This window comes from Bacillus sp. FSL K6-1145, from assembly GCF_038003425.1.
Classification (GTDB): domain Bacteria; phylum Bacillota; class Bacilli; order Bacillales; family Bacillaceae; genus Bacillus; species Bacillus pumilus.
This window is the reverse complement of record NZ_JBBOPC010000001.1, coordinates 1,220,806-1,241,401: the sequence shown is the minus strand read 5'-3', so window position 1 is coordinate 1,241,401 and position 20,596 is coordinate 1,220,806. Positions and strand designations below refer to the sequence as shown.

General features: G+C 43.0%; 20 protein-coding genes. 5 read left to right on the top strand and 15 right to left on the bottom strand.

Translation table 11 applies throughout. The annotated features are described in order from the left end of the window. Positions 1 to 157 precede the first annotated feature (157 nt). On the top strand, positions 158 to 1,462 hold the full coding sequence (locus MHH41_RS06110; RefSeq protein WP_212045786.1) for a trypsin-like peptidase domain-containing protein: 1,305 nt from the start codon (positions 158 to 160) through the stop codon (positions 1,460 to 1,462). A 136-nt stretch (positions 1,463 to 1,598) separates the two neighbouring features. Here MHH41_RS06110 and MHH41_RS06105 read toward each other — a convergent pair whose 3' ends face one another. Next, complete coding sequence (locus tag MHH41_RS06105) at positions 1,599 to 2,555, bottom strand: ring-cleaving dioxygenase (RefSeq protein ID WP_003212217.1); 957 nt, start codon at positions 2,553 to 2,555, stop codon at positions 1,599 to 1,601. A gap of 318 nt (positions 2,556 to 2,873) precedes the next feature. Here MHH41_RS06105 and MHH41_RS06100 point away from each other — a divergent pair, with 318 nt between their 5' ends. Then, complete coding sequence (locus tag MHH41_RS06100; protein ID WP_212045785.1) at positions 2,874 to 4,199, top strand: APC family permease; 1,326 nt, start codon at positions 2,874 to 2,876, stop codon at positions 4,197 to 4,199. Here MHH41_RS06100 and MHH41_RS06095 read toward each other — a convergent pair whose 3' ends face one another. The 14 genes from MHH41_RS06095 to ggt all read right to left on the bottom strand — a co-directional run bounded on the left by MHH41_RS06095 (position 4,200) and on the right by ggt (position 17,999). Beyond that, complete coding sequence (locus MHH41_RS06095) at positions 4,200 to 4,538, bottom strand: bh protein (protein ID WP_034619978.1); 339 nt, start codon at positions 4,536 to 4,538, stop codon at positions 4,200 to 4,202. It abuts the gene before it with no gap. 63 nt (positions 4,539 to 4,601) lie between these two features. Further along, positions 4,602 to 5,558 carry a sugar-binding transcriptional regulator gene (locus MHH41_RS06090; protein ID WP_050945210.1) on the bottom strand — a complete coding sequence of 319 codons (957 nt, stop codon included), beginning with the start codon at positions 5,556 to 5,558 and terminating at the stop codon, positions 4,602 to 4,604. Between the two features lie 93 nt (positions 5,559 to 5,651). Continuing rightward, positions 5,652 to 6,437: an SDR family NAD(P)-dependent oxidoreductase gene (locus MHH41_RS06085; protein ID WP_212045885.1), complete on the bottom strand. Its 786-nt coding sequence runs from the start codon at positions 6,435 to 6,437 to the stop codon at positions 5,652 to 5,654. Next, positions 6,415 to 7,116 (bottom strand): SDR family NAD(P)-dependent oxidoreductase, encoded by a 702-nt coding sequence (locus MHH41_RS06080; RefSeq protein WP_233421732.1) that lies wholly within the window; start codon positions 7,114 to 7,116, stop codon positions 6,415 to 6,417. Before MHH41_RS06080 ends, MHH41_RS06085 begins: the two co-directional genes overlap by 23 nt. Positions 7,117 to 7,141: 25 nt before the next feature. Then, positions 7,142 to 8,524, bottom strand: a complete 1,383-nt coding sequence (gene lpdA / locus MHH41_RS06075) for a dihydrolipoyl dehydrogenase (RefSeq protein ID WP_212045784.1) — start codon at positions 8,522 to 8,524, stop codon at positions 7,142 to 7,144. A gap of 12 nt (positions 8,525 to 8,536) precedes the next feature. After that, entirely contained in the window at positions 8,537 to 9,859 is a 1,323-nt protein-coding gene (locus MHH41_RS06070; RefSeq protein ID WP_106032377.1) for a dihydrolipoamide acetyltransferase family protein, read from the bottom strand. 17 nt (positions 9,860 to 9,876) lie between these two features. Beyond that, on the bottom strand, positions 9,877 to 10,857 hold the full coding sequence (locus MHH41_RS06065) for an alpha-ketoacid dehydrogenase subunit beta (protein ID WP_034620051.1): 981 nt from the start codon (positions 10,855 to 10,857) through the stop codon (positions 9,877 to 9,879). 31 nt (positions 10,858 to 10,888) lie between these two features. Beyond that, positions 10,889 to 11,872, bottom strand: a complete 984-nt coding sequence (gene pdhA, locus MHH41_RS06060) for a pyruvate dehydrogenase (acetyl-transferring) E1 component subunit alpha (RefSeq protein WP_003211858.1) — start codon at positions 11,870 to 11,872, stop codon at positions 10,889 to 10,891. Positions 11,873 to 12,054: 182 nt separating this feature from the next. Then, positions 12,055 to 13,086 carry an alcohol dehydrogenase catalytic domain-containing protein gene (locus MHH41_RS06055; protein WP_212045783.1) on the bottom strand — a complete coding sequence of 344 codons (1,032 nt, stop codon included), beginning with the start codon at positions 13,084 to 13,086 and terminating at the stop codon, positions 12,055 to 12,057. Then, the gene (locus MHH41_RS06050; protein ID WP_003211419.1) at positions 13,083 to 13,529 is read right to left on the bottom strand and encodes a hypothetical protein; all 447 of its coding nucleotides are present in this window, start codon (positions 13,527 to 13,529) and stop codon (positions 13,083 to 13,085) included. The genes MHH41_RS06055 and MHH41_RS06050 overlap by 4 nt, the downstream gene beginning before the upstream one ends. Positions 13,530 to 13,595: 66 nt before the next feature. Beyond that, positions 13,596 to 13,874: a PTS sugar transporter subunit IIB gene (locus tag MHH41_RS06045; protein WP_003212259.1), complete on the bottom strand. Its 279-nt coding sequence runs from the start codon at positions 13,872 to 13,874 to the stop codon at positions 13,596 to 13,598. A gap of 19 nt (positions 13,875 to 13,893) precedes the next feature. Then, positions 13,894 to 15,267 (bottom strand): PTS galactitol transporter subunit IIC, encoded by a 1,374-nt coding sequence (locus MHH41_RS06040; protein ID WP_003210771.1) that lies wholly within the window; start codon positions 15,265 to 15,267, stop codon positions 13,894 to 13,896. A gap of 53 nt (positions 15,268 to 15,320) precedes the next feature. Then, positions 15,321 to 15,788, bottom strand: coding sequence for a PTS sugar transporter subunit IIA (locus tag MHH41_RS06035; RefSeq protein WP_106029849.1), 468 nt, complete (start codon positions 15,786 to 15,788; stop codon positions 15,321 to 15,323). Positions 15,789 to 16,247: 459 nt separating this feature from the next. Beyond that, complete coding sequence (gene ggt, locus MHH41_RS06030; protein ID WP_212045782.1) at positions 16,248 to 17,999, bottom strand: gamma-glutamyltransferase; 1,752 nt, start codon at positions 17,997 to 17,999, stop codon at positions 16,248 to 16,250. 227 nt (positions 18,000 to 18,226) lie between these two features. Between ggt and MHH41_RS06025 the strand changes: the two genes are divergently transcribed. The 3 genes from MHH41_RS06025 (at position 18,227) to MHH41_RS06015 (ending at position 20,523) form a co-directional block, all read left to right on the top strand. Beyond that, positions 18,227 to 18,685, top strand: a complete 459-nt coding sequence (locus MHH41_RS06025; protein WP_212045781.1) for an ASCH domain-containing protein — start codon at positions 18,227 to 18,229, stop codon at positions 18,683 to 18,685. A gap of 206 nt (positions 18,686 to 18,891) precedes the next feature. After that, a complete protein-coding gene (locus MHH41_RS06020) occupies positions 18,892 to 19,509 on the top strand; it encodes a DUF47 domain-containing protein (RefSeq protein WP_003212390.1) in 618 nt (205 codons plus the stop codon). Positions 19,510 to 19,524: 15 nt separating this feature from the next. Next, a complete protein-coding gene (locus MHH41_RS06015; RefSeq protein WP_003210927.1) occupies positions 19,525 to 20,523 on the top strand; it encodes an inorganic phosphate transporter in 999 nt (332 codons plus the stop codon). Positions 20,524 to 20,596 lie beyond the last annotated feature (73 nt).

Here is a 20,596-nt window from a genome sequence, read left to right as displayed (position 1 = left end):
CTCTATTTTGCTTAGATTCACTACTTATTTTAACAATTTCCCACAATGTTTTCATTTTTATCCCACACTTTTTTCTTACGATCAAGTCAGTATCCACAACAAAAGGTAAAACCCCTTAAACCCATACATGAAAAAATGATGAAAGAGAGTGATTTGAATGACACATCACAAAAATGAACAACAACCTTCTCAAGAACTTCAAACAACGGAGCAGCCGCAAAAACGAAAGAAGAAGCCAAACGGCTGGTTTAAGCCATTTGTCAGCGGTGTTGTAGGCGGTACGCTGGCGTTAGGTGTGTACGTCCTTTCGCCATATGCCCAGCACGCATCAGACAACACAGCACATAATTCAGCAGTGGTATCGACAAATGATACAAGTGCCAATTCGTCAAAAACAACCGCCGTCCAAACATCACATTCATCGAGCAGCATCTCCAGCATGGTGGAAAATGTATCACCAGCCATTGTCGGCATTACAAACTACCAAGCGCAAAGTCAAACAGACACGAGCTTCGGCGATTTCAATACGCCTTTTGATGAATCACAGCAAAATAAAAGCAGTCAAGAGGAAAAAACAGGTACAGGGTCAGGAGTGATTTTCAAAAAATCCGGCAGTAAAGCCTATGTCTTAACAAATAACCACGTCATTGAAGGGGCAAATAAACTCACAGTATCCTTACACGATGGCAAAACCGCCAAAGGTAAACTGGTTGGAGCTGACCCGCTGACTGACCTAGCAGTTGTAGAAATTAGTAGCAGTCACGTAACGAAGGTTGCGGCATTAGGCGATTCCTCCTCGCTACGTGCTGGGGAAACCGTTATCGCGATCGGAAACCCGCTTGGTGAAGATCTATCAAGAACCGTGACCCAAGGAATTGTCAGCGGTGTTGACCGAACAGTCTCGATGAACACATCAGCAGGCGAAAGCAGCATTAATGTCATTCAAACAGATGCAGCTATTAACCCAGGAAACAGCGGCGGCCCGCTTCTTACGACAGATGGAAAGGTTGTGGGGATCACGAGTATGAAAATTTCTGAAACAGGTGTTGAAGGCATCGGATTCGCTCTTCCAATCAATGATGTCAAACCAATCGCCGATCAGCTTCTCGCAAAAGGAAAGATTGAGCGTCCATATATCGGCATCAGCATGCTGGATCTCGAACAAGTCCCGGACGTGTATCAGAAAGAAACACTCGGCCTCAAAAATAGTCAGCTTGATCAAGGCGTATACGTCAAAGAAATCGCCGCAGGCTCACCTGCCGCCAAAGCCGGCTTAAAGTCTGAGGATGTCATTACCGCCATCAATGGGAAACAAATCAAAACCGGAAGTGAATTACGTCATGAACTATACACGAATACGAAAGTTGGAGACACCGTAAACATCACACTCATTCGAAACGGAAAAGAAGAAACGAAGAAGGTGACATTAACACAAACTGAATCTAAGCAGGTAAGTTCCTAATGCAAAAGAAAAAGGGCTAAAATCAAGATGATTTTAGCCCTTTTTTCTTTTCAGCGTGATAGAAAACCTTTGCAGATCTGACAAAGAATGCGGGGGGTTTGTCTATACGCTGAGCAGCTCATCATGAGCTGCTTTTTTATGATGACTGAATTGGCGTTAATCTTTGTTCTATTTCTGCTCGTTTGTGCTCTAGAAATGGCGGAAGGGCTAATTGATCGCCAAGCTCATCTACTCCTTCGTCGACTGTAAATCCAGGGCCGTCTGTTGAAATTTCAAATAAGATACCATTCGGTTCTCTAAAGTAAAGGGCTTTAAAGTAGAAACGTTCCACAACACCAGAGTTCGTGAAGCCTGCTTTTGATATTTTGTCATACCATTTTTCCAGTTCCTCTGCATCTTCCACGCGAAAGGCTACGTGATGCACACTTCCTCTGCCGGAACGCTCAGAAGGCCCTTCAGTTTTTTCGATCACATGAATTTCTGTTCCAGCACCGCCATTTCCTGACTCAAAAATGGTCACGATCTCACCATCATTTGATTGTTCACGCGCTCTTTCGGTGAAGCCAAGGATGTCTGTTAAAACACGGATCGTTTTGTCCGCTTCTGCAACAGTTAATTCCACTGGACCCAAACCTCTAATGGCAAACTCTGCCGGAATATCATCATGCACTGGCGGTGAGCCTGCTTCTTGTGCGTTCGGTTCTACTGTTAAAAATAGCTGCTGCCCTTCTGGGTCTTGAAAGCGCAAGGCAGGTCTGCCCCCTCTCAAGGAAGCCGTTTCTTGCTGTACGTCTGTCTCTTCAAAACGCTTTTCCCAAAATGAAAGTGCTTCTTCAGAAGAAACGAGAAGGCCTGTGCTTGTGATCGCGTTTGTTCCTTTCAAACGACGAGCGAGCATTGGAATTTCAAAGAATGTGAGCTCCGTTCCCGGTGAAGCGACCTCATCTCCATAAAATAAATGATACATAGATGGGTCATCCTGATTGACCGTTTTCTTTACAAGTTTTAAGCCAAGAATCTGGCGGTAGAAATCAACATTTTTTTGAGCATTGGCTGTTAATGCAGATACGTGGTGAATTCCATTGATTTTCATTACGTTCACTCCTCTTTCTAAATATCTCGAATTCAAGATAATATCCTTATGAATAAAATAGGTCATTTTTCAAGAAAAGTCAACCATTTGGCTAGATGTTCGCTTTCTAACGATAAAATTAACATTAAATCAAAAATAATCTTTTATTGTTCGTTTTTAACGAAACATTCACCCTGATATCTCCAATAAACAAACACTTTTAAATACAAATACGAAAATCAGAAAATTTTTTTAATTCTTGTTTTCCTAAAATCGTATTACAATGAACGAAATACATGTCACAGTAACGTACGAAAGTGATGCAGGAGGTCGCGAGTAATGAACAAAGAACAACCAGCGTTAAAACAGGACATCGGCTTATTTTTCGCCCTATCTCTTGTCATCGGGACGATTATCGGGTCCGGCGTCTTTATGAAGCCAGGCAACGTCCTTTCCTATTCAGGAAGCTCAAATATCGCATTATTCGCTTGGCTGCTAGGCGGCATTTTAACCCTTGCAGGCGGACTCACTGTTGCTGAAATTGGTACACAAATCCCCCGGACTGGCGGATTGTATGCCTACCTTGAAGAAGTGTATGGTGAGTTTTGGGGCTATTTATGCGGCTGGGTGCAGATTATCATTTACGGACCTGCCATCATCGGTGCGCTCGGTCTTTATTTTGGTTCATTGTTAGCTAATTTATTTTCTCTATCTTCTTTATGGTCGACAACAATTGGCATTATCACTGTTTTATTTTTATGTTTAATTAACATCATGGGAACAAAATACGGCGGCTTTGTTCAAGGGCTGACCACCATCGGAAAGCTTGTCCCGATTGCCGCTATTATTGTGTTTGGCTTATGGAAAGGAAACGAAAATATTTTTATGGCTGTCAACGATAGCATCGCTCAAATGAACTTCGGTGCAGCGATCTTGGCTACGTTGTTTGCCTATGACGGCTGGATATTGCTTGCAGCACTTGGCGGTGAGATGAAAAACCCAGAGAAGCTGCTTCCTCGTGCAATGGCAGGCGGGATTTTAATCGTCACGGCTTGCTATCTCTTTATTAATGTCGCTCTTTTGCACGTGTTACCAGCAGATCAAATCGTACAGCTTGGAGAAAATGCGACAAGTACTGCTGCGACAATGCTCTTTGGACCAATCGGCGGTAAGGTCATTAGTATCGGCATCATCATTAGTATCTTTGGCTGTTTGAACGGAAAAGTTCTTTCATTCCCACGTGTGATTTTCGCGATGGCAGAGCGAAAGCAAATTCCTTTCGCAAACGCGATCTCACGTATTCACCCTACATTTAAAACACCGTGGATTGCTGTATTTGTACAAATTTTGATCGCCATTGTGTTTATGGTCGTCAGCAATCCAGAAAAGCTGTCAGAGGTTTCGATCTTCATGATCTACATCTTTTATGTCATGGCCTTTTTCGCAGTCTTTAAACTGAGAAAACAAAACAAAGGAATCGAGCGTGCTTATAGCGTACCACTTTATCCGCTCACACCAATCGTTGCGATTATCGGTTCTTTATTCGTCTTAATCAGCACCATGATCACCGACTGGAAAAGCTGTCTCATCTCTATGCTGATCGGGATTGCTGGACTGCCTATTTATTATTATATGAAAAAAACACACAAAAAAGCAGAGCGCTAATCAGCTCTGCTTTTTTTTATATTGCTTAATCACTTTGTATGATTCGTTTAAATATCTCATGAGCCGGTATGGCTTACTAAGCACGCGGATTGGGAGTCTTGAGATAAATCCATTCAAATTCGCCTTATATTCCTGCGTCATCCGCTTTGGCTTTGTCGCAATTTTTTCGTATACTTCTTTGTAAAATTCCTTCATGATGTCGACTTTCACACTGATCTTCTGATGACACTCTGTACACTCAACGCTTTTCATCTGATCATTCACATAAACGATGCTGTGGAGGGTCTCTTCTTGGCACCGAGTACAATGTAGGTTCGCTTCCATTTCGGTTTTCTTCAAGATACACAGCTCCTTTCTCGTTTGATGTTGCTCTTTTTATACAATTCGATGGGTACTCGCCGTTTATTGGACGGAAGCTTCCTTTAAAATGGCTGCGGCCGTTAGTTCGTCTGTCACCAGTACTTGAATAAAGCCGCCATTTAAAGCCCCTAAAATACTTTCAGCCTTATGGGTTCCTTCTACAACAGCGATGACCGTTTTGACGCTCTTTAACTGCTCCAGTGATAAACCAATGACCTTTTGGTTCAGTTCATCTTGGACAGGTTTGCCTTGACCGTCAAAGAAACGAAAGCCAATATCACCAACAGCCCCTGATTGCCTTAAACCAGATAAATCTTCTTCTTTTAAGTAACCAACTGTTTTTAACGTTGAACCTTTATGCGGGTTGCCAATACCGATGAGGGCAATATCTACATTTTTACCTTCTTCAAGCACAGCTTCTATATCCTGCATTGCCATGAGCCGCTCTTTTAATTCTTCTGTTTCTAAAATCGCCGGGGCATATAAATAGGAACACGTGCCATTCATTTTCTTTGCCAGCTCATATGCCAGCTGATTGGCATGAATGTCGACTGCCTGCCTGCCCATTCCGCCCTCTAATGGAATGACCTTCACATCATTTCTTCGCTCGAACGGGTATTCCTTTACAAGCTCAGACAGTGTAGTTCCCCATGAAATGCCGATTTTCTCCGCGTCTTTCATGTTTTTAGATAAATAATAGGCGCCTGCTTGACCGACTGCCCGCTTCACCATCTCAGACATTGTCCCGACGCTTGGGACAACGACAGCATCTGTTAATTGAAAAGTTGTTTCTAGCTGTTTTTCCAGTTCCACCGTATGAATACTTTCGTCTTTAATGTACACCTCAACGATTCCCACATCTTTTGCTTTTTGTAAGAGCTTTGAAATGACTGGTCTTGAGACATTGAGCTTTTTTGCGATTTCCTGCTGCGTCCACCCGTCTGTATAATAAAGATGAGCAACTTTGACGAGCTGTCGTCTTTCTTCCCAATTCAGCATGTGACATCATCCTTTTAATATACTATGATTCCCAGTATACCAAACATTCGTTTCTAATTGGCACAATTGTTATGAAAATGACAAAAAGAGCGATTACCTCTCCGCTCTTTTTCCCTCCGTATATTTTGGCTGATACGTTCTCCCGCCGTCTAACAGGATAATTTGTCCGTGCAAGTAGCTTCCCTCTTCACTTGTAAGAAATAAAGTGAGTCCTGCGATATCCTCTGGTCTTCCTAATCTCCCGACAGGAATGAGCGATTGTAGTTGCCTTTTCTCCACCTCAGTAGGATAGAGCGTATCAAGCATTTGAGATTCAATCACGCGGGGTGCAATCACATTGATACGCACATGGTGTGCCCCTAATTCCTTTACAAGCGAACGCATCAGGCCAAAAGCACCTGCTTTTGAGGCGTAATACTGAATTCCACCGCCTGAGCCAGTGATAGCAGATCCTGATCCAATCACGACAATGCTTCCTTCTTGCCGCTCACATATATAAGGTGCTGACGCTTTGATGCAATAGTAAAGACCATACAAGTTCACAGCCAGTGTCTTTTTCCAAAGTGAAAAATCGACTTCTAAAAAAGGAAGTGATTTTGTCATCCCTGCTGAATACACAAGATGAGCAATGCCGCCTAGCTCCCTTTCAGCTGCTGAGATCATCTGCTGAACACTTTCCCACGATGAAACGTCAGCTTGAAATGTCATCAGCTCAGAGTGCTGTTTTTTTAAAAGTGAAAGTCCTTGTTCATCTATATCAGACACAGCCACTCTGTGCCCTTCTTTTAAAAAACGCTCGGCAATTTCCTTTCCAATCCCTTGGGCACCACCAACGATGAGAACCGGTTTTTGATCATTAGCCAGCACTCTCACCCCCATCAAGCATAATCGCTGCACCATCAGTAAATGCGCCATATGATGTACTTAAAAAGACCGTCATATGGGCCACAGTCTCCTTGATTTGCTCTGCATTAGGAATCAAATGGAGAGGGGGCGGTAATAAGGCGAGCACCCGAATGCCTTTGTCTTTAAATTCTCGCGCCAGCCCTTTTGTCATGGCATTCAGCATGGAATTCGATGTCGCATGTGAAATCCCGCCATCACCTGTGATACTGCCTGATGACGATATATTAATAATGCAGCCTTTTTTCTGGTCAACCATGTGCCATACGGCAGCTTGACTGGAAAGAAAGACAGTATTCACAGCTGTTTCCACTTCGTCCATCCACTCATTAGGGTGAGCGGCATCAAGCTCCGCCTCAGCTCCTTGCGCTGCTTGATTGACCAAAATATCCAGTTTCCCGCATGTATCGATCACTTGCCTCAGCATACGCGTGGCATCACGCGGCGTTTCTAGCGGGTTCATGATGATACTCGCCTGACCGCCCATTTTTTGAATGTCTTCACAAATGGTTCTAGCCTTTGATTCATCATGAAATGTGTGTAAAAAAACATGTGCACCTGCCTGGGCTAAAGCCAGGCAGATGGCTTCTCCAAATCCATCTGTGCTACCTGTCACAAGTGCCGCTTTCTGATGAAGCTGGACGTGCACATGCATCTCCTCCCTATCCCTTGTTTGGCATTTATTTTCTCAGCTTACTCACGATATCAAGAGCTGCTTCATAAAAACCTTCTGAGATGGTCGGATGCGGATGAATCATTTTCGCCATCTCTTCTGCTGTTCCTTCTAAATACATAAAGGAAGAAGCTTCTGAAATCATTTCTGTGACATGCGGACCAACCATCGTTGCACCGATCACTTCACCATATGCTGTATCGTACACCAATTTAATAAAGCCTGTTTGAACACCTGCCGCTAACGCTTTACCGCTTGCCGCTAAATCAAATCGTTCAGTTTGTACGCTGAGCCCTTTGGCTTTTGCCTCTTTCTCCGTAAGACCAACACTTGCCACCTCTGGTAATGTATAAATACATCTAGGCATAATATCAGCATTCATTTTTTCAGGCACGCCGCAAATATTGCTGACCGCAACAGCAGCCTCTGCCATCGCCGCATGAGCCAGCTGATAACCGCCGGCGACATCCCCAACTGCGTATACACCTTCAGCACTTGTCTGCATCCGATCATTCACCTTGATAAACGGACCATCATGCTGAAGATCAAACTGGTTAACAGCTGATACATTCGGTCTTCTTCCAACGCAGACAAGCAGTCTTTCCGCTGTAAAGATGTGCGTCTCCCCTTTATCATCTGTTGCATGAACCGCTTTGACTCCTTCGCTTTCCGTCACCTCTGTCACAGTGGTTTTCTTCGCGATATGGATGCCCTTTTTCTTGAGTTCTCTTTCTAGCAGCTTAGATGCTTCTTCATCCTCTTGTGGGATAATGGACGGTGCCGCTTCAATAATGGTGACTTTTGATTGAAGACTTTGGAAGATACAAGCAAGCTCAAGACCAATGACGCCTCCGCCAATAATGACGACAGAAGCAGGAATATCTGGGATGTCAAAGATTGTATCACTTGTATCAAATGAAATATCTTTAAGCCCCGGTATTGGCGGAATAGCTGGTGTAGATCCAGTAGCAATGATTAACTCTTTCGTTTCAATCGATTCTGATCCATCTTGTTTTTCAATCTCAATCCGGTGCTTTGTCACCGCTGTGCCTCTGCCGTTATATACATCAATCTTTCCTTGCTTTAATAAAAAGGCGATTCCACCTCTGAGCTTTTCAATGACGTCATCTTTGCGCTTTCTCATTTTATCGAAGGAAAGAATCATGTCACCTGTTTCGATTCCCCAGCTTTTCGCCTTCTCGATTGATTCAATGACTTCTGCATGTTTCAGCAGGGTTTTTGAAGGGATACAGCCTCGATTTAAACAAGTACCGCCTAGAAAATCCTCCTCAATCAAAGCAACCTTCCGTCCGCGCTCAGCCGCTTGAAGGGCGGCAGTATACCCGCCAGGCCCTCCGCCAATGACTGTCAGATCATACGTTTTCGTCATCCGATTCATCTCCTACATTAGCAATTCAAATGGTTGTTCAAGCACTTTTTTAAGGTCTGTTAAAAAGGCAGCCGCTGGTGCGCCATCTACTACTCGGTGATCAAACGATAAACTGACACCCATCATTGGCCGCACCTGAATTTCTCCATCTACTGCAACAGGTTTATCTTGAATCCGTCCTACACCTAAAATCGCCACTTCTGGCTGATTAATGATCGGGGTAAAGGTATCAATGGCATACATGCCTAAGTTACTAATCGTAAAAGTGGATCCTTTCAGCTGGTCAGGAAGTAGTTTTTGATCACGTGCGTTTCGGCCAATTTCTTTCGCTTCTTTTGTTAGTTGTTTTAATCCTTTTTGATTCGCATGAGAAATGACTGGTACCATCAAGCCGTCTTTCACTGCAACAGCGAGACCAATGTGTACATCTTCATGGAAATGGAGCTCATTTTGTTCAAATGTCATATTGATCTGCGGGTGGCGCGTGAGTACATGGCTGACCGCATGAATGATGATTTCTGTGAACGACAGCCGGTAGCCTGTCTCTTTTTCAATCGCCGGAAGTAACTGCTGACGCACTTCTTTCGCTTTCGTCATATCAATTTCACTTGTTAATGTGACGTGCGGTGCTGTAAAGGCACTTTGTGACATGCGATCAGCAATCACTTTTCTCATGCCAGCTAATTTTTGTGTTTTCACAGGCGAAGCCTCTTTTGTTTGCGTTGCTGCTTGTACGTCACTCTTCATGATCTTACCGTGAGCGCCAGATCCAGAAACTGCTGCTAAATCAATTCCTTCACGAGCAGCGACTTTTTCTGCAAGCGGTGAGACGCGCTGGTCTTTCTCACTAGAATGAACGACTGCCTCGACGTCCCGCTTTTGGACTCTGCCTTTTGGCCCTGTACCAGATACCTCTTGAATCGCCACATGATGATCCTTTGCCGTTTTTCTCGCTGCGGGCGTGGCACGTACTTTTTCACCAGATGTTTTTGGGGCTTCAGTAGAACTGGATGAAGACGAGTCTGGTGAAGACGATTCGCTGCTTTCTGAGGAATCCTCATCTGCCTGTGCTGGCGGCTCGCTCGGCACCTGTTCATTTGCCTCTCCGATATATCCAATAACAGCATTGACTGGAATTTGATCATCAGCTTCGTAGTATTTCTTTAGAAAAATGCCGTCATCATAGGCTTCCACCTCGATGTTGATCTTGTCTGTCATAATTTCAAAAAGAGGCTCACCGATTTCAACCGAATCTCCTTCTTCTTTCAACCATTGAAGCAAGGTTCCGATCTCCATCGTACTGCTTAGCTTCGGCATAAATATCTCTTTTGGCATGATCTTCTCCCCTTTATTTAAGAGCGTACAAGCTCTTTTGCTGCTTCAATAATATCTGGCACTTGTGGAATGACCGCTTTTTCCAGTGTCGGGTTGTATGGTATTGGAACTGCAAGGCCGCCAAGTCGTTTAATCGGCGCATCTAAGTAGTCAAACGCTTCACTTTCCGCTATCATACTTGCAATCTCTCCGCCGTAGCCGCCTCGTTTGACCGCCTCATGAACCACGATACATTTACCTGTTTTCTTCACAGATTCGATAATGGTTTCTTCATCTAATGGGACAAGTGTTCTTGGGTCAATGATTTCAACATCGATTCCCTCTGCTTCTAGTTCCTTCGCCGCTTCTAATGCTTTGTGTACCATAATCGCTGTTGCTACAATTGTGACGTCTTTCCCGCTTCTTTTCACATCAGCTTTCCCTAAAGGAATCGAATAAGGCTCTTCAGGCACTTCGCCGATTGTTTTATATAAAAGCTTGTGCTCGTAGAAAATGACAGGGTTGTCATCATCCATTGCTGCCTTTAAAAGTCCTTTGGCATCATAAGCTGTTGAAGGCTGAACTACCTTTAATCCCGGAATATGAGCCATCCACGCTTCTAAGCTTTGTGAATGCTGCGCTGCGGCACCCGTTCCTGATCCTGCTGGTGTTCTCACAACGAGTGGTACTTTTCCTTTTCCGCCAAACATGTATCGTGTTTTGGCTGCTTGGTTTACAAGCTGATCCATTGCGATTGTAATAAAGTCAGAGAATTGAAGCTCTAAAATCGGACGCATACCTGTCAAAGCCGCTCCGACTGCACCTCCTGCGATGGCAGCCTCAGAGATTGGTGTATTGCGTACGCGCTCCGGACCGAACTCTTCAATCATGCCGCGCGTGACCCCAAAAGCACCGCCATATACGCCGATATCCTCACCTAAAATGAATACATCTTGGTTCTCTCTCATTTCCTGACTCATAGCCTCTCGAACGGCTTCTAAATATGAAATCTCTCTCACTGTTGTTTTTGTCACGTGATTCCCCTCCTAATTAGGCGTATACATCCTCTAATAGTGTATCGATTGACGGTTCTTTACTGTTTTTAGCGAATTCTACAGACGCTTCAATTTCCTGCTTCGCTTCTTCCTGCAAGGCCGCTGCCTGCTCTTCTGTCAAAACATTCAGTTCAATCAAGAGAGACTTAAAGCGCTTGATTCCGTCTTTTTGTCTCCACTCTGTTTCTTCTTCACGTGTACGGTATTTTTTCGCATCACTCTTAGAGTGACCTTTCCAGCGATACGTTTTCATTTCAATAAGTGATGGACCTTCTCCAGCTCTTGCGCGGCTGACTGCTTCATCTACTGAGTTCATAATCTCGACCATGTCATTTCCATCAATCGATTTCCCAGGTATTCCGTAGCTTTCTGCTCTTGTTGAAATGTCTTCAATGTTGATCATTTCTTTTACAGGGCCAGACATGCCGTACTGATTGTTTTCACAAATGAATACAACAGGCAGATCCCAAATGGATGCAAGATTTAGCGCTTCGTGAAAGCTGCCTTCATTTGTCGCTCCATCTCCGAAGAAACAAAGAACGACATAGCCTTCCTGTTTCATTTTAGATGTGAGCGCTGCACCTGTTGCCAGCGGGATACCGCCGCCAACGATTCCATTTGCGCCAAGGTTCCCTTTTTCTAAATCAGCGATATGCATCGAGCCGCCTTTTCCTTTGCAATAGCCAGTCTCACGTCCGAATAGTTCTGCCATCATCTTATTGACCTCTGCACCTTTTGCAATACAGTGACCATGTCCACGGTGCGTGCTGACGATCTTATCTTCGTCCTTTAATACGGCAATTGATCCAACAGCTGACGCTTCCTGTCCGACACATAAATGAGTGGTTCCATGGATAAGTCCTTTGGCAAAGAATTGATCGACCTTTTCATCAAAATATCTCACTAACCACATTTGTTTATATAAATCTGCTAATCTCTCATGACTAATCTGTTCAGGCAAAGTGATTTGTTTTTGCATTTCTTCTCTCCCCTTTACATTTGTTCTTATATGTTACATTTGTAATTATCATACGTTTAAGTATCTTTGAAGTCAAGCATTTCTCTATCATTTTTAAGCGTTTTCATCTTTTATCAGAAAAAAAGAGAAAGGCAAAGCCCTTTTCTAAAGAACTTCTCTTTCTCTTCCAATCTCCTAGGTTCTCATTCATCTGGGTACATCATGATTTTGACACTCTCACCTTCAGGGTGCCTTGCGCATTCTATCGCCTGAAGGAGCTGACTTAACGGATAACGATGCGTCACCATCTTTTCTGTGTTGACCACTTTTGCTCTTAGAAGTTCAAGGGCTTCGAGGTAGTGATAAGGATGTGAGGAATAGGCTCCTACTACTTTCACTTCATCATGGAAAAATCGATCAGCCGGAATGGAGACGTCTCCCTTTGGAAAATGAGCAAACACTAAAATCGTTCCACCTCTCGCTACCGATTGAAATGCTTCTTTTAAAAGCGCACTACTCCCAACAGAAATAATGACGAGGTCTGCTCCCTTTCCATTTGTTTCTCTCATGACCCGGTCTTCCACCGGCTCAGAGGCTGGATGAAAAGCGACGTCTGCACCTAAATTTCTCGCTTGCAGCAGCCGGTTCTCATTCACATCCGTTATCATCACTTTCCCAGCTAAGTAATGTTTGGCAAGCTGTAGTTGAATGCAGCCAATTTGCCCCGCTCCAAGGATCAGTACAGAATCTCCTGGATGAACAGGTGCTCGTTCAAAACCGTGCAGGCAGCAGGCGACTGGCTCTACCATCGCCCCTTGCTCATATGAGACGTCATTCGGGAGCTTGCCCATTGTGTGCTTGACATGTAATGCAGGGACGCGGATATACTCTGAAAACCCGCCTGGCTCTACATTAGTGGCTGCAAACTGCGGACACATTGTATAAAATCCCCTTTGACAAAAGTCACAGGTAAAGCAAGGTACATGGTGCGCAACATAAACCCTGTCTCCCGTTTTTATATTTGTCATAAGCTTTCCAGTTTCAACAATATCACCAGCGATTTCGTGCCCTAGTACCGTTCCAGGAGGTACCGTCTCATGTGTTGCTTTGTAAATATCTGTGCCGCATAAGCCGCAGGCACGCATTCTTAATAGCACTTCATCATTACCAATCGCAGGCCGGTTCCGCTCCTCATACCGAATGTCCTCTGAAGAATAAAAGACAGCTGATTTCATGTAGCTGCATCCTCCTTTTCATCACCTTTCGCAAAATCCTGCAACGTTTGCACAAGCTGCTTGTACTCACTCATCTCACTGGATATCCAGTAACGTCCTCCGAATATGCGAGATGGGCCCACCCTGACATAGACTTTTCCGATATGAGGGTATGGCTTGATAAAAAGCTTTCCTTTAATATCAGAGACCGCATATGTGTGCCATCTGCCAAACGCTCCGATTTTGAGTTTATCTTCACTAATGATGACGTTTGTCGGCTGGTTCAGCCCAGTGATGCTAGAAAGCATGAGGATAGGCAGCGTATAAACGCCTAACACAGCTAACGGTTCAGGCCCTGCTGACATTAACGTATAAAGAGACCAAAGAAAAAACAGACAGATGAGTACGGCTGGAAGAAAAATAGACAACACTGCAGACGTTCGGCTATAAGCATGATGCTGCATGAGACGTCCTCCTTTCAGATACATAGAAGGAGCCGGGAAAGCAAAGCTCCTCCATGGAATGATTGTTTACTTAATATGATCGATGATTTTTTCAATATCATCTTCAATGCCAAATCCAGTTAAAAAGGATAATGTTTGAATCACAGGCGTTCCTTTCGTATCACTCACTGGTGTTGTCGTTACGATTAAATCGGCGCCTTCCGCTTTTTGCGGGACTTCAGATGCCTTGCACTGTTCCACCACGACATCATATCCTTTTTCCTTTAACGTCTCTTCGACCTTTTTGGCAACAACCGTTGATGTTGCAACCGCTGTTCCGCATGAAACCAATATTTTCTTTGCCATAAGAATCCCTCCAGCTCTTTTATTGATCTTTCTGATCTAAGCCCATTTCTTTCGCATACTGCTTTCTAATATCATTTCGCACCCAGTACCATAGGAGCGCATAAGCCAGAGCACAGATGATGGCTGCAATAAAGTACGGGTTGCTCGGATCAAGAAGTCTCACCATGATCCAAGGAATGACGTGGGAACCAAGGTCAATACCTGAAATCATATTGGCTCCTTCTGGGAAGTCAAACCCGACTGCTTTCCCCATTGTTGTCGCAAGCGGTGCGAGATTCGTTGCGATAAAGAAGACAATCATTAATGTAAAAATACTGTTAATAAGACCACGAATAATGTTTCCACGAGCGGCTGCTACTGCCCATACAACTGTAAATGGTAGAACTGATAAGTCAGCAAACGGCAGCATGCCATTGTAAGGGAGAACGACTGCAAGTAGAATCGTAATCGGCACCATAAGAAGGGCTACCGCCATATTCGCCGGATGACCAATCACAATCGCTGTATCTAAACCAATATAGACATTTTTCCCAGGGAAGCGCTTTTGAATATAAGAACGAGCGCCTTCAGAGATTGGAATAAGACCTTCCATTAATAACGCAACCATTCTTGGCATTAGGACAAGAACTGCTGCCATTTGAATACCAAGCGTCATGACGCCTTTCGCATCATAGCCGCCTAAAAGACCAATAATGATACCAAGTATGAGACCCATCACAAGCGGTTCGCCAAAAATACCAAAACGTTTCTTCAATGTTTCTGGATCAGCATGAATTTTGTTTAAGCCAGGGATCTTGTCAATGATACGGTTGGACGCATACATAAGCGGTGCGAAGTTGACCGTTTCAGCATGAGCCATCGATACGCCTTTCAATCCAAAATGGTGTTCGATTGTCGGTGCCGTCCAATCAGCTAATTTAAGCGTGATAGCAGAGACGATCAAACCAACAGCAAGTGCCAAGAACATATTATGATAAGCGTAGTAAGTCACAGAGGCTGCGAAAATCAAATGCCAGAAGTTCCAAATATCCACATTCAGTGTTTTTGTAAAGTTAACGGACAATAAGATGACATTTAACAAAAGCACAAGAGGAATCATCAAAGGGGCAACAGGTGTACCGAAGGATATAGCCGCTCCAATCGGCCATCCAACATCCAAAATATCGAGCTTTAGGCCAAGGGAATTAACCATGGCTTTTGCTGCTGGCCCAAGGCCACTCACAAGCAAATTAATGACAAGGTTGACACCGACAAACCCAATTCCGATCGTAATACCGGCTCGGAAGGATTTCTTAAAGCCTTGTCTTAAAATCATACCGAAAAGCGTCATAATAATCGGGAGCATAATAGTTGGTCCAAGGTCTAATATAAAATCGACAGCTTGCTTGATCATACATCCACCTCCTGGATTTTTCAGATAAAGCGCTTACATTATTTTACGAAAGGCTATTGGTTTAATTCTTTCTGAAGCACAGCAACCGCTTCTTCATACGACGTCATATCAGACAGCTTCGTCATCACCTCTTCTTTTCTAAAAAGTGTCATGAGCTTCTCTAACATCACAAGCTGCTTACTAGGTTCAGAGATTGCTAGGACGAACACAATTTTAGCCAGCACAGTTTCATCAGGGCTCCCCATCTTGTGAAAGATAACAGGTTCCTTTAAAGTGGCTACACTAATCGCCGGTTTGTTAACATGCTCAGGATCTGTATGTGGAATTGCTACCCCAAAGGTCGCAAGTGGAAGGCCCGTAGGATATGTTTTTTCTCTTTCAAGCACCGCTGGTAAAAAGCTCGACTTAATATATCCTCCCGCTTCTAATCGCTCTGCTAAATATGTGGTCACCTCCTCTCTTGAAGATGCATCGTACTGCAGCTTAATCAGTTGTTCATCTAACTCAAACAAGTTGTTCAAACAACCACTCCTTTCATTTGGTATAAATATGAACACATGTAACAAAAAGAAAGAACATTTTGGAATAGAACCTTTTATAAAGCGCTTACATATATACATCCTGAAAAATGTTCAATGTTGTTACCTTTGTAAAGATATTATAATATTCTAAATTATAAGTCAATGTTCCTAGGGAAAATTTTATAAAAAAAGAGGCAGTCTTCTGCATCTTTCATCAACTCTGCTCTACTTCTTATTAAATGTGACTTCCTCTCTCTAATCACTCAGTACTTGCTCTTTGATGTCAGCAACAACATTATCATTCATACGGAAAAAAGGCCCTTAGCCATCGAAATACATACAGTCCTGTACTTCATAAATAGCGAAGCGTCTTCCGCTCTCTGATCAGCTATGTTTCATTTATTTAAATAAAAAAGAAACGCCATCCTCAAGAGGCGCTTCTTTTCCCGGGAAATGTTCTTATTGGGCAGAGAGCTTTAAATTGACGCCAACGGCAGTTCCGTTTCTCGAGGAGTCAGCCACTCCAGTAAAGGTTCCTGCTTTTCGATCAATGAGTAGCGCTTGGACATTTCCTATATCAATAGGCGAATTGCCGAAACGATGTCCCATGTCATTAAGCTTTGTTCTCACATCGAGAGGGACACCTACTTCATAACGATAAGAAGTTGGGCTGTTTGTGTAAATTCTTGGTTCTTCAACTGCATCCTGAAGCTCCATCTCATATTCAAGCAAATTCAAAATGGTTTGTGAAACAGAAGCAATAATGGTCGTTCCTCCCGGTGAACCTACTGTCATGACAGGCTCATTATCTTTAAAAATGATGGTCGGTGTCATACTAGACAATGGTCGTTTATTCGGCTGAACTTCATTTGCTCCGCCTGGTCTTGCATCAAAATCTGTTAGTTCATTGTTTAAGAAGAAACCATATTCCGGGACGAGAATCCCTGTACCAAATAACTGTTCAATGGTTGTCGTGAATGACACAACATTTCCCCACTGATCGGCAACAGTAAAATGTGTGGTCTCACCAATGGTTTTATCTTCAGGCTGTGGAACAATAGGAGATGGATTTTTTTCATCCTCATACGCCCACGGATCTCCTTCTTTCGGGTTACGATTCTTTTGATCTAATTGAATAAGAGAGGCTCTTTCTGAAATGTAATCATCGTCTAATAGTCCTTTTAGTGGAACATCTACGAACTCGGGGTCGCCGGCATATGCAGCACGGTCAGCATAGGAGAGATGCATCGTTTCAGCAAGTAGCTGATATTTTTCAAATGATTTGAGGTCATATTGAGATAGGTTAAAGTGGTCAAGTATTTTGAGAATTTGCAGCATAAACACCCCGCCGGAGCTTGGTGGAGGCATACTTGCAAGCTGGTATCCTTTATAGTCTCCCCAGATAGGCTTGTCAGTCTCGACCTCATAACGACCAATGTCATCAGTTGTCATCGTCCCGCCAAAATCCTGGACTGTATTTGCAAGTGCCTTTGCTACTTTTCCTTCATAAAATGCTTTGCTTCCTTTTTTCGCAATGAGCTTAAATGTTTTTGCAAGACCTGGCTGAACTAGGAGGTCTCCTTCTTTGAGCGGCTGATCATCTGGAAGAAAGATTGGCGCTGCGGCCGTTTTTTTCAATTTTCCTTGATGATCATCAATGGCTTTTGCCAGAACAGAATCGATTTCAAATCCATCCTCTGCAAGCTGAATGGAAGGCTTAATCAATTCCTTCATCGAGCGGGTTCCCCACTTTTCTAATGCCGACTCAAGACCTTTCACAGTCCCTGGAACACCAACAGCATTACCGTGTGTGGATCGCTCAGCAAACGGGATGACTTTCCCCTCATCTGTTAAAAACATGTCTGGTGTTGCGCCTTGTGGTGCTCTTTCTCGACTATTGATGATGGATGTTTCTTTTGTCTTCCCATCATAAACCATCATAAATCCTCCGCCACCAATTCCAGACATCATTGGCTCTGTCACATTCAGTGCGTACTGGATGGCAACAGCAGCGTCAACAGCGTTTCCACCTTTCTTTAATACATCTGCACCCACTTCTGATGCGAGTGGATGGGCAGTAGCCACCATGCCATCCTTCCCAACAGCTACTTTATTCCCATGAGTTTCGTTTGCAGTGACCTGACTGACAGGCAGAAAAAACGAGAAAACCAACAGACATATGGACAAAATAGTTAGAGAAATGCGTTTCATACACAACACCCCTTCCATATTCTTACTTTGACCATACCGACTTCTTGACCAGAATACAATAGATTATTCTAAAATTTCTAAATTTTTCATTATATCTTCCTATATTCACCAAATATAAAGCGGATTTTCAAAACATATGACACATGTACAAAGTAGGGATAAAGACACTATCCTTTCATGTCTTTGATTTCGCGATATAATAAACGCATCACAAAGGGGGAAGAATGATGAATCAGCAGAGCACCTTATTTTGGGAAACTTATTGGAAAGAAAAATCAGAAAGCGCACAAATTGACGCATCTGTTTCCGCTTGGGCATTTGGAGCAGACCCAGATCATTTACTTGACCTTGTTCTGCAAGGGAAAAAAACAGCGACATGTTCTGGACACCTTTTTTACGAAAAGGAACAGGAGCCGCTTCCAAAGGCAGGACAATATGCGGTCATTTTAGACAGCCATGACGAACCAAAAGCCATCATAGAGATCACACATGTAGATGTCATGCCAATGAATGAGGTTCCAGAATCATTTGCCCAAGCAGAAGGCGAAGGCGATCTTTCTTATAACTATTGGTACAAAGCCCATCAAGCATTTTTCACAGAAGCACTCAAACCGTACGGATTAGAATTTAAAGAAGACATGCTCCTAGTTTGCGAGCGATTTAAACTAGTTTATTCAGCTTCTTAAGCTTTAAGCGGCGCCAAGAATGGACCGCTTTTTTCATTTCTTTTCTCCTTTCTGAAAAAGGTGTGTTGAGAACACATCTTTAGGTCAGAATAAGATCAAATAGAAAAAGTGAAGAAATTTTCGACTACACCTGTTTTTTTTCGACAAAAGAATATATAATTATTTGATGTGTGCATTGTCTCATTTATACAATGGAGGGTTTTTACATGTTAAAAAGGAAAAAAGACAAGTTTTCCGTCTTGTTAACGGAAATTGCTAAAAATTTAGATGAAACTGCTGAGTATTTTGTTAGCTATAAAGTAACAAATCAAACCACTCTGAAAGAATTTTCTGACACATTGAAGGAATATGAGACAAAAGGTGATAATCATGTTCATACGATGATTAAAGAGCTGAACAAAGCCTTTATTACGCCGATTGAACGTGAAGACATTCTTCAATTGACGAATAGCCTCGACGATGTTTTAGATGGAATTGAGCATTTTTCAGCGACAATGGAAATCTATTCAATGACAAGCTCTGACGAACATATCGACAAATTCAGCCACTACATCAGAGAATGTGCAAAGGAAATTTTAATTACAATCGATTTACTGGCTGAAAATCGCTTAAAAGATATTCAACCACACGCAATCAAAATCAAAGAGATCGAGCATAATTGTGACAATCTTTATCGTAAATCACTAAAGAACTTGTTTGGAAAAGAAACGGATCCAATCAAGGTCATTCAATACAAAGAAATTTACGAAACACTTGAAGAAATTGCTGATTCCTGTCAAAGTGTTGCCAACAATCTAGAAACAATCATTATGAAGAATGCGTAACGGGGTTAGTTAAACATGGACACATTACTCATCCTTACCATATTTATTGTCATTTGTGCACTTGCTTTTGATTTCATCAACGGATTCCACGATACAGCAAATGCCATTGCCACTTCGGTTTCAACAAAGGCGTTAAAGCCTAGACATGCTATTATTATGGCAGCGTTCATGAACTTCTTAGGAGCAATGACATTTACAGGTGTGGCAAAGTCCATTACAAAAGACATCGCAGATCCTTTCACACTTCAAAACGGTTCTGTCGTCATTTTGGCTGCTTTAATTGCGGCCATTACTTGGAACTTGCTTACTTGGTATTACGGAATTCCGAGTAGTTCTTCGCACGCACTGATCGGATCAATTGCAGGAGCTGTTATTGCCTCTGCTGGTTTTGGCGCTTTAAACTATTCGGGGTTCATTAAAATCATTCAAGCACTGTTGCTTTCACCTATCCTAGCTTTCGTATTGGGATATATCGTGTATACCATTATCAAAATTATATTCAGAAACAACAATCTCGCAAAAACAAATAAACAATTCCGACGTGTTCAAATTTTAACTGCTGCACTGCAATCGTATACCCACGGAACAAACGATGCGCAAAAAGCGATGGGAATTATTACGATGGCTTTAATTGCAGGTAATTTGCATACAACTGACGACATTCCTTTCTGGGTACAATTCTCTTGTGCGCTTGCAATGGGACTAGGTACTTCTATTGGCGGCTGGAAGATTATTAAAACAGTCGGCGGTAAAATTATGAAAATTCGTCCAGTAAACGGAGTATCAGCTGACTTAACGGGTGCAGCTATTATCTTCGGAGCGACATTTATTCACTTACCTGTTAGTACCACTCACGTGATCTCATCTTCTATTCTAGGTGTAGGTTCTGCACACAGAGTAAAAGGAGTAAACTGGGGTACGGCAAAACGCATGCTCGTCACTTGGGTGATCACATTACCGATTTCGGGAACTCTAGGGGCTCTTATATACTTTGTGTTAAATGCGATTATCTAATATCAAAGACCTGTCAGACAGGTCTTTTTTTATTTGTCTGCACCCTTTTCCTGCAAGCCATTTTTTCATGAAG

Coding starts and splice junctions, on each gene's coding strand:
- MHH41_RS06110 (WP_212045786.1), top strand. CDS start 158: ATGACACATCACAAAAATGAACAACAACCTTCTCAAGAACTTCAAACA.
- MHH41_RS06105 (WP_003212217.1), bottom strand. CDS start 2,555: ATGAAAATCAATGGAATTCACCACGTATCTGCATTAACAGCCAATGCT.
- MHH41_RS06100 (WP_212045785.1), top strand. CDS start 2,874: ATGAACAAAGAACAACCAGCGTTAAAACAGGACATCGGCTTATTTTTC.
- MHH41_RS06090 (WP_050945210.1), bottom strand. CDS start 5,558: ATGCTGAATTGGGAAGAAAGACGACAGCTCGTCAAAGTTGCTCATCTT.
- MHH41_RS06085 (WP_212045885.1), bottom strand. CDS start 6,437: ATGGGGGTGAGAGTGCTGGCTAATGATCAAAAACCGGTTCTCATCGTT.
- MHH41_RS06080 (WP_233421732.1), bottom strand. CDS start 7,116: ATGCATGTGCACGTCCAGCTTCATCAGAAAGCGGCACTTGTGACAGGT.
- lpdA (WP_212045784.1), bottom strand. CDS start 8,524: ATGACGAAAACGTATGATCTGACAGTCATTGGCGGAGGGCCTGGCGGG.
- MHH41_RS06070 (WP_106032377.1), bottom strand. CDS start 9,859: ATGCCAAAAGAGATATTTATGCCGAAGCTAAGCAGTACGATGGAGATC.
- pdhA (WP_003211858.1), bottom strand. CDS start 11,872: ATGCAAAAACAAATCACTTTGCCTGAACAGATTAGTCATGAGAGATTA.
- MHH41_RS06055 (WP_212045783.1), bottom strand. CDS start 13,086: ATGAAATCAGCTGTCTTTTATTCTTCAGAGGACATTCGGTATGAGGAG.
- MHH41_RS06050 (WP_003211419.1), bottom strand. CDS start 13,529: ATGCAGCATCATGCTTATAGCCGAACGTCTGCAGTGTTGTCTATTTTT.
- MHH41_RS06045 (WP_003212259.1), bottom strand. CDS start 13,874: ATGGCAAAGAAAATATTGGTTTCATGCGGAACAGCGGTTGCAACATCA.
- MHH41_RS06040 (WP_003210771.1), bottom strand. CDS start 15,267: ATGATCAAGCAAGCTGTCGATTTTATATTAGACCTTGGACCAACTATT.
- ggt (WP_212045782.1), bottom strand. CDS start 17,999: ATGAAACGCATTTCTCTAACTATTTTGTCCATATGTCTGTTGGTTTTC.
- MHH41_RS06025 (WP_212045781.1), top strand. CDS start 18,227: ATGAATCAGCAGAGCACCTTATTTTGGGAAACTTATTGGAAAGAAAAA.
- MHH41_RS06020 (WP_003212390.1), top strand. CDS start 18,892: ATGTTAAAAAGGAAAAAAGACAAGTTTTCCGTCTTGTTAACGGAAATT.
- MHH41_RS06015 (WP_003210927.1), top strand. CDS start 19,525: ATGGACACATTACTCATCCTTACCATATTTATTGTCATTTGTGCACTT.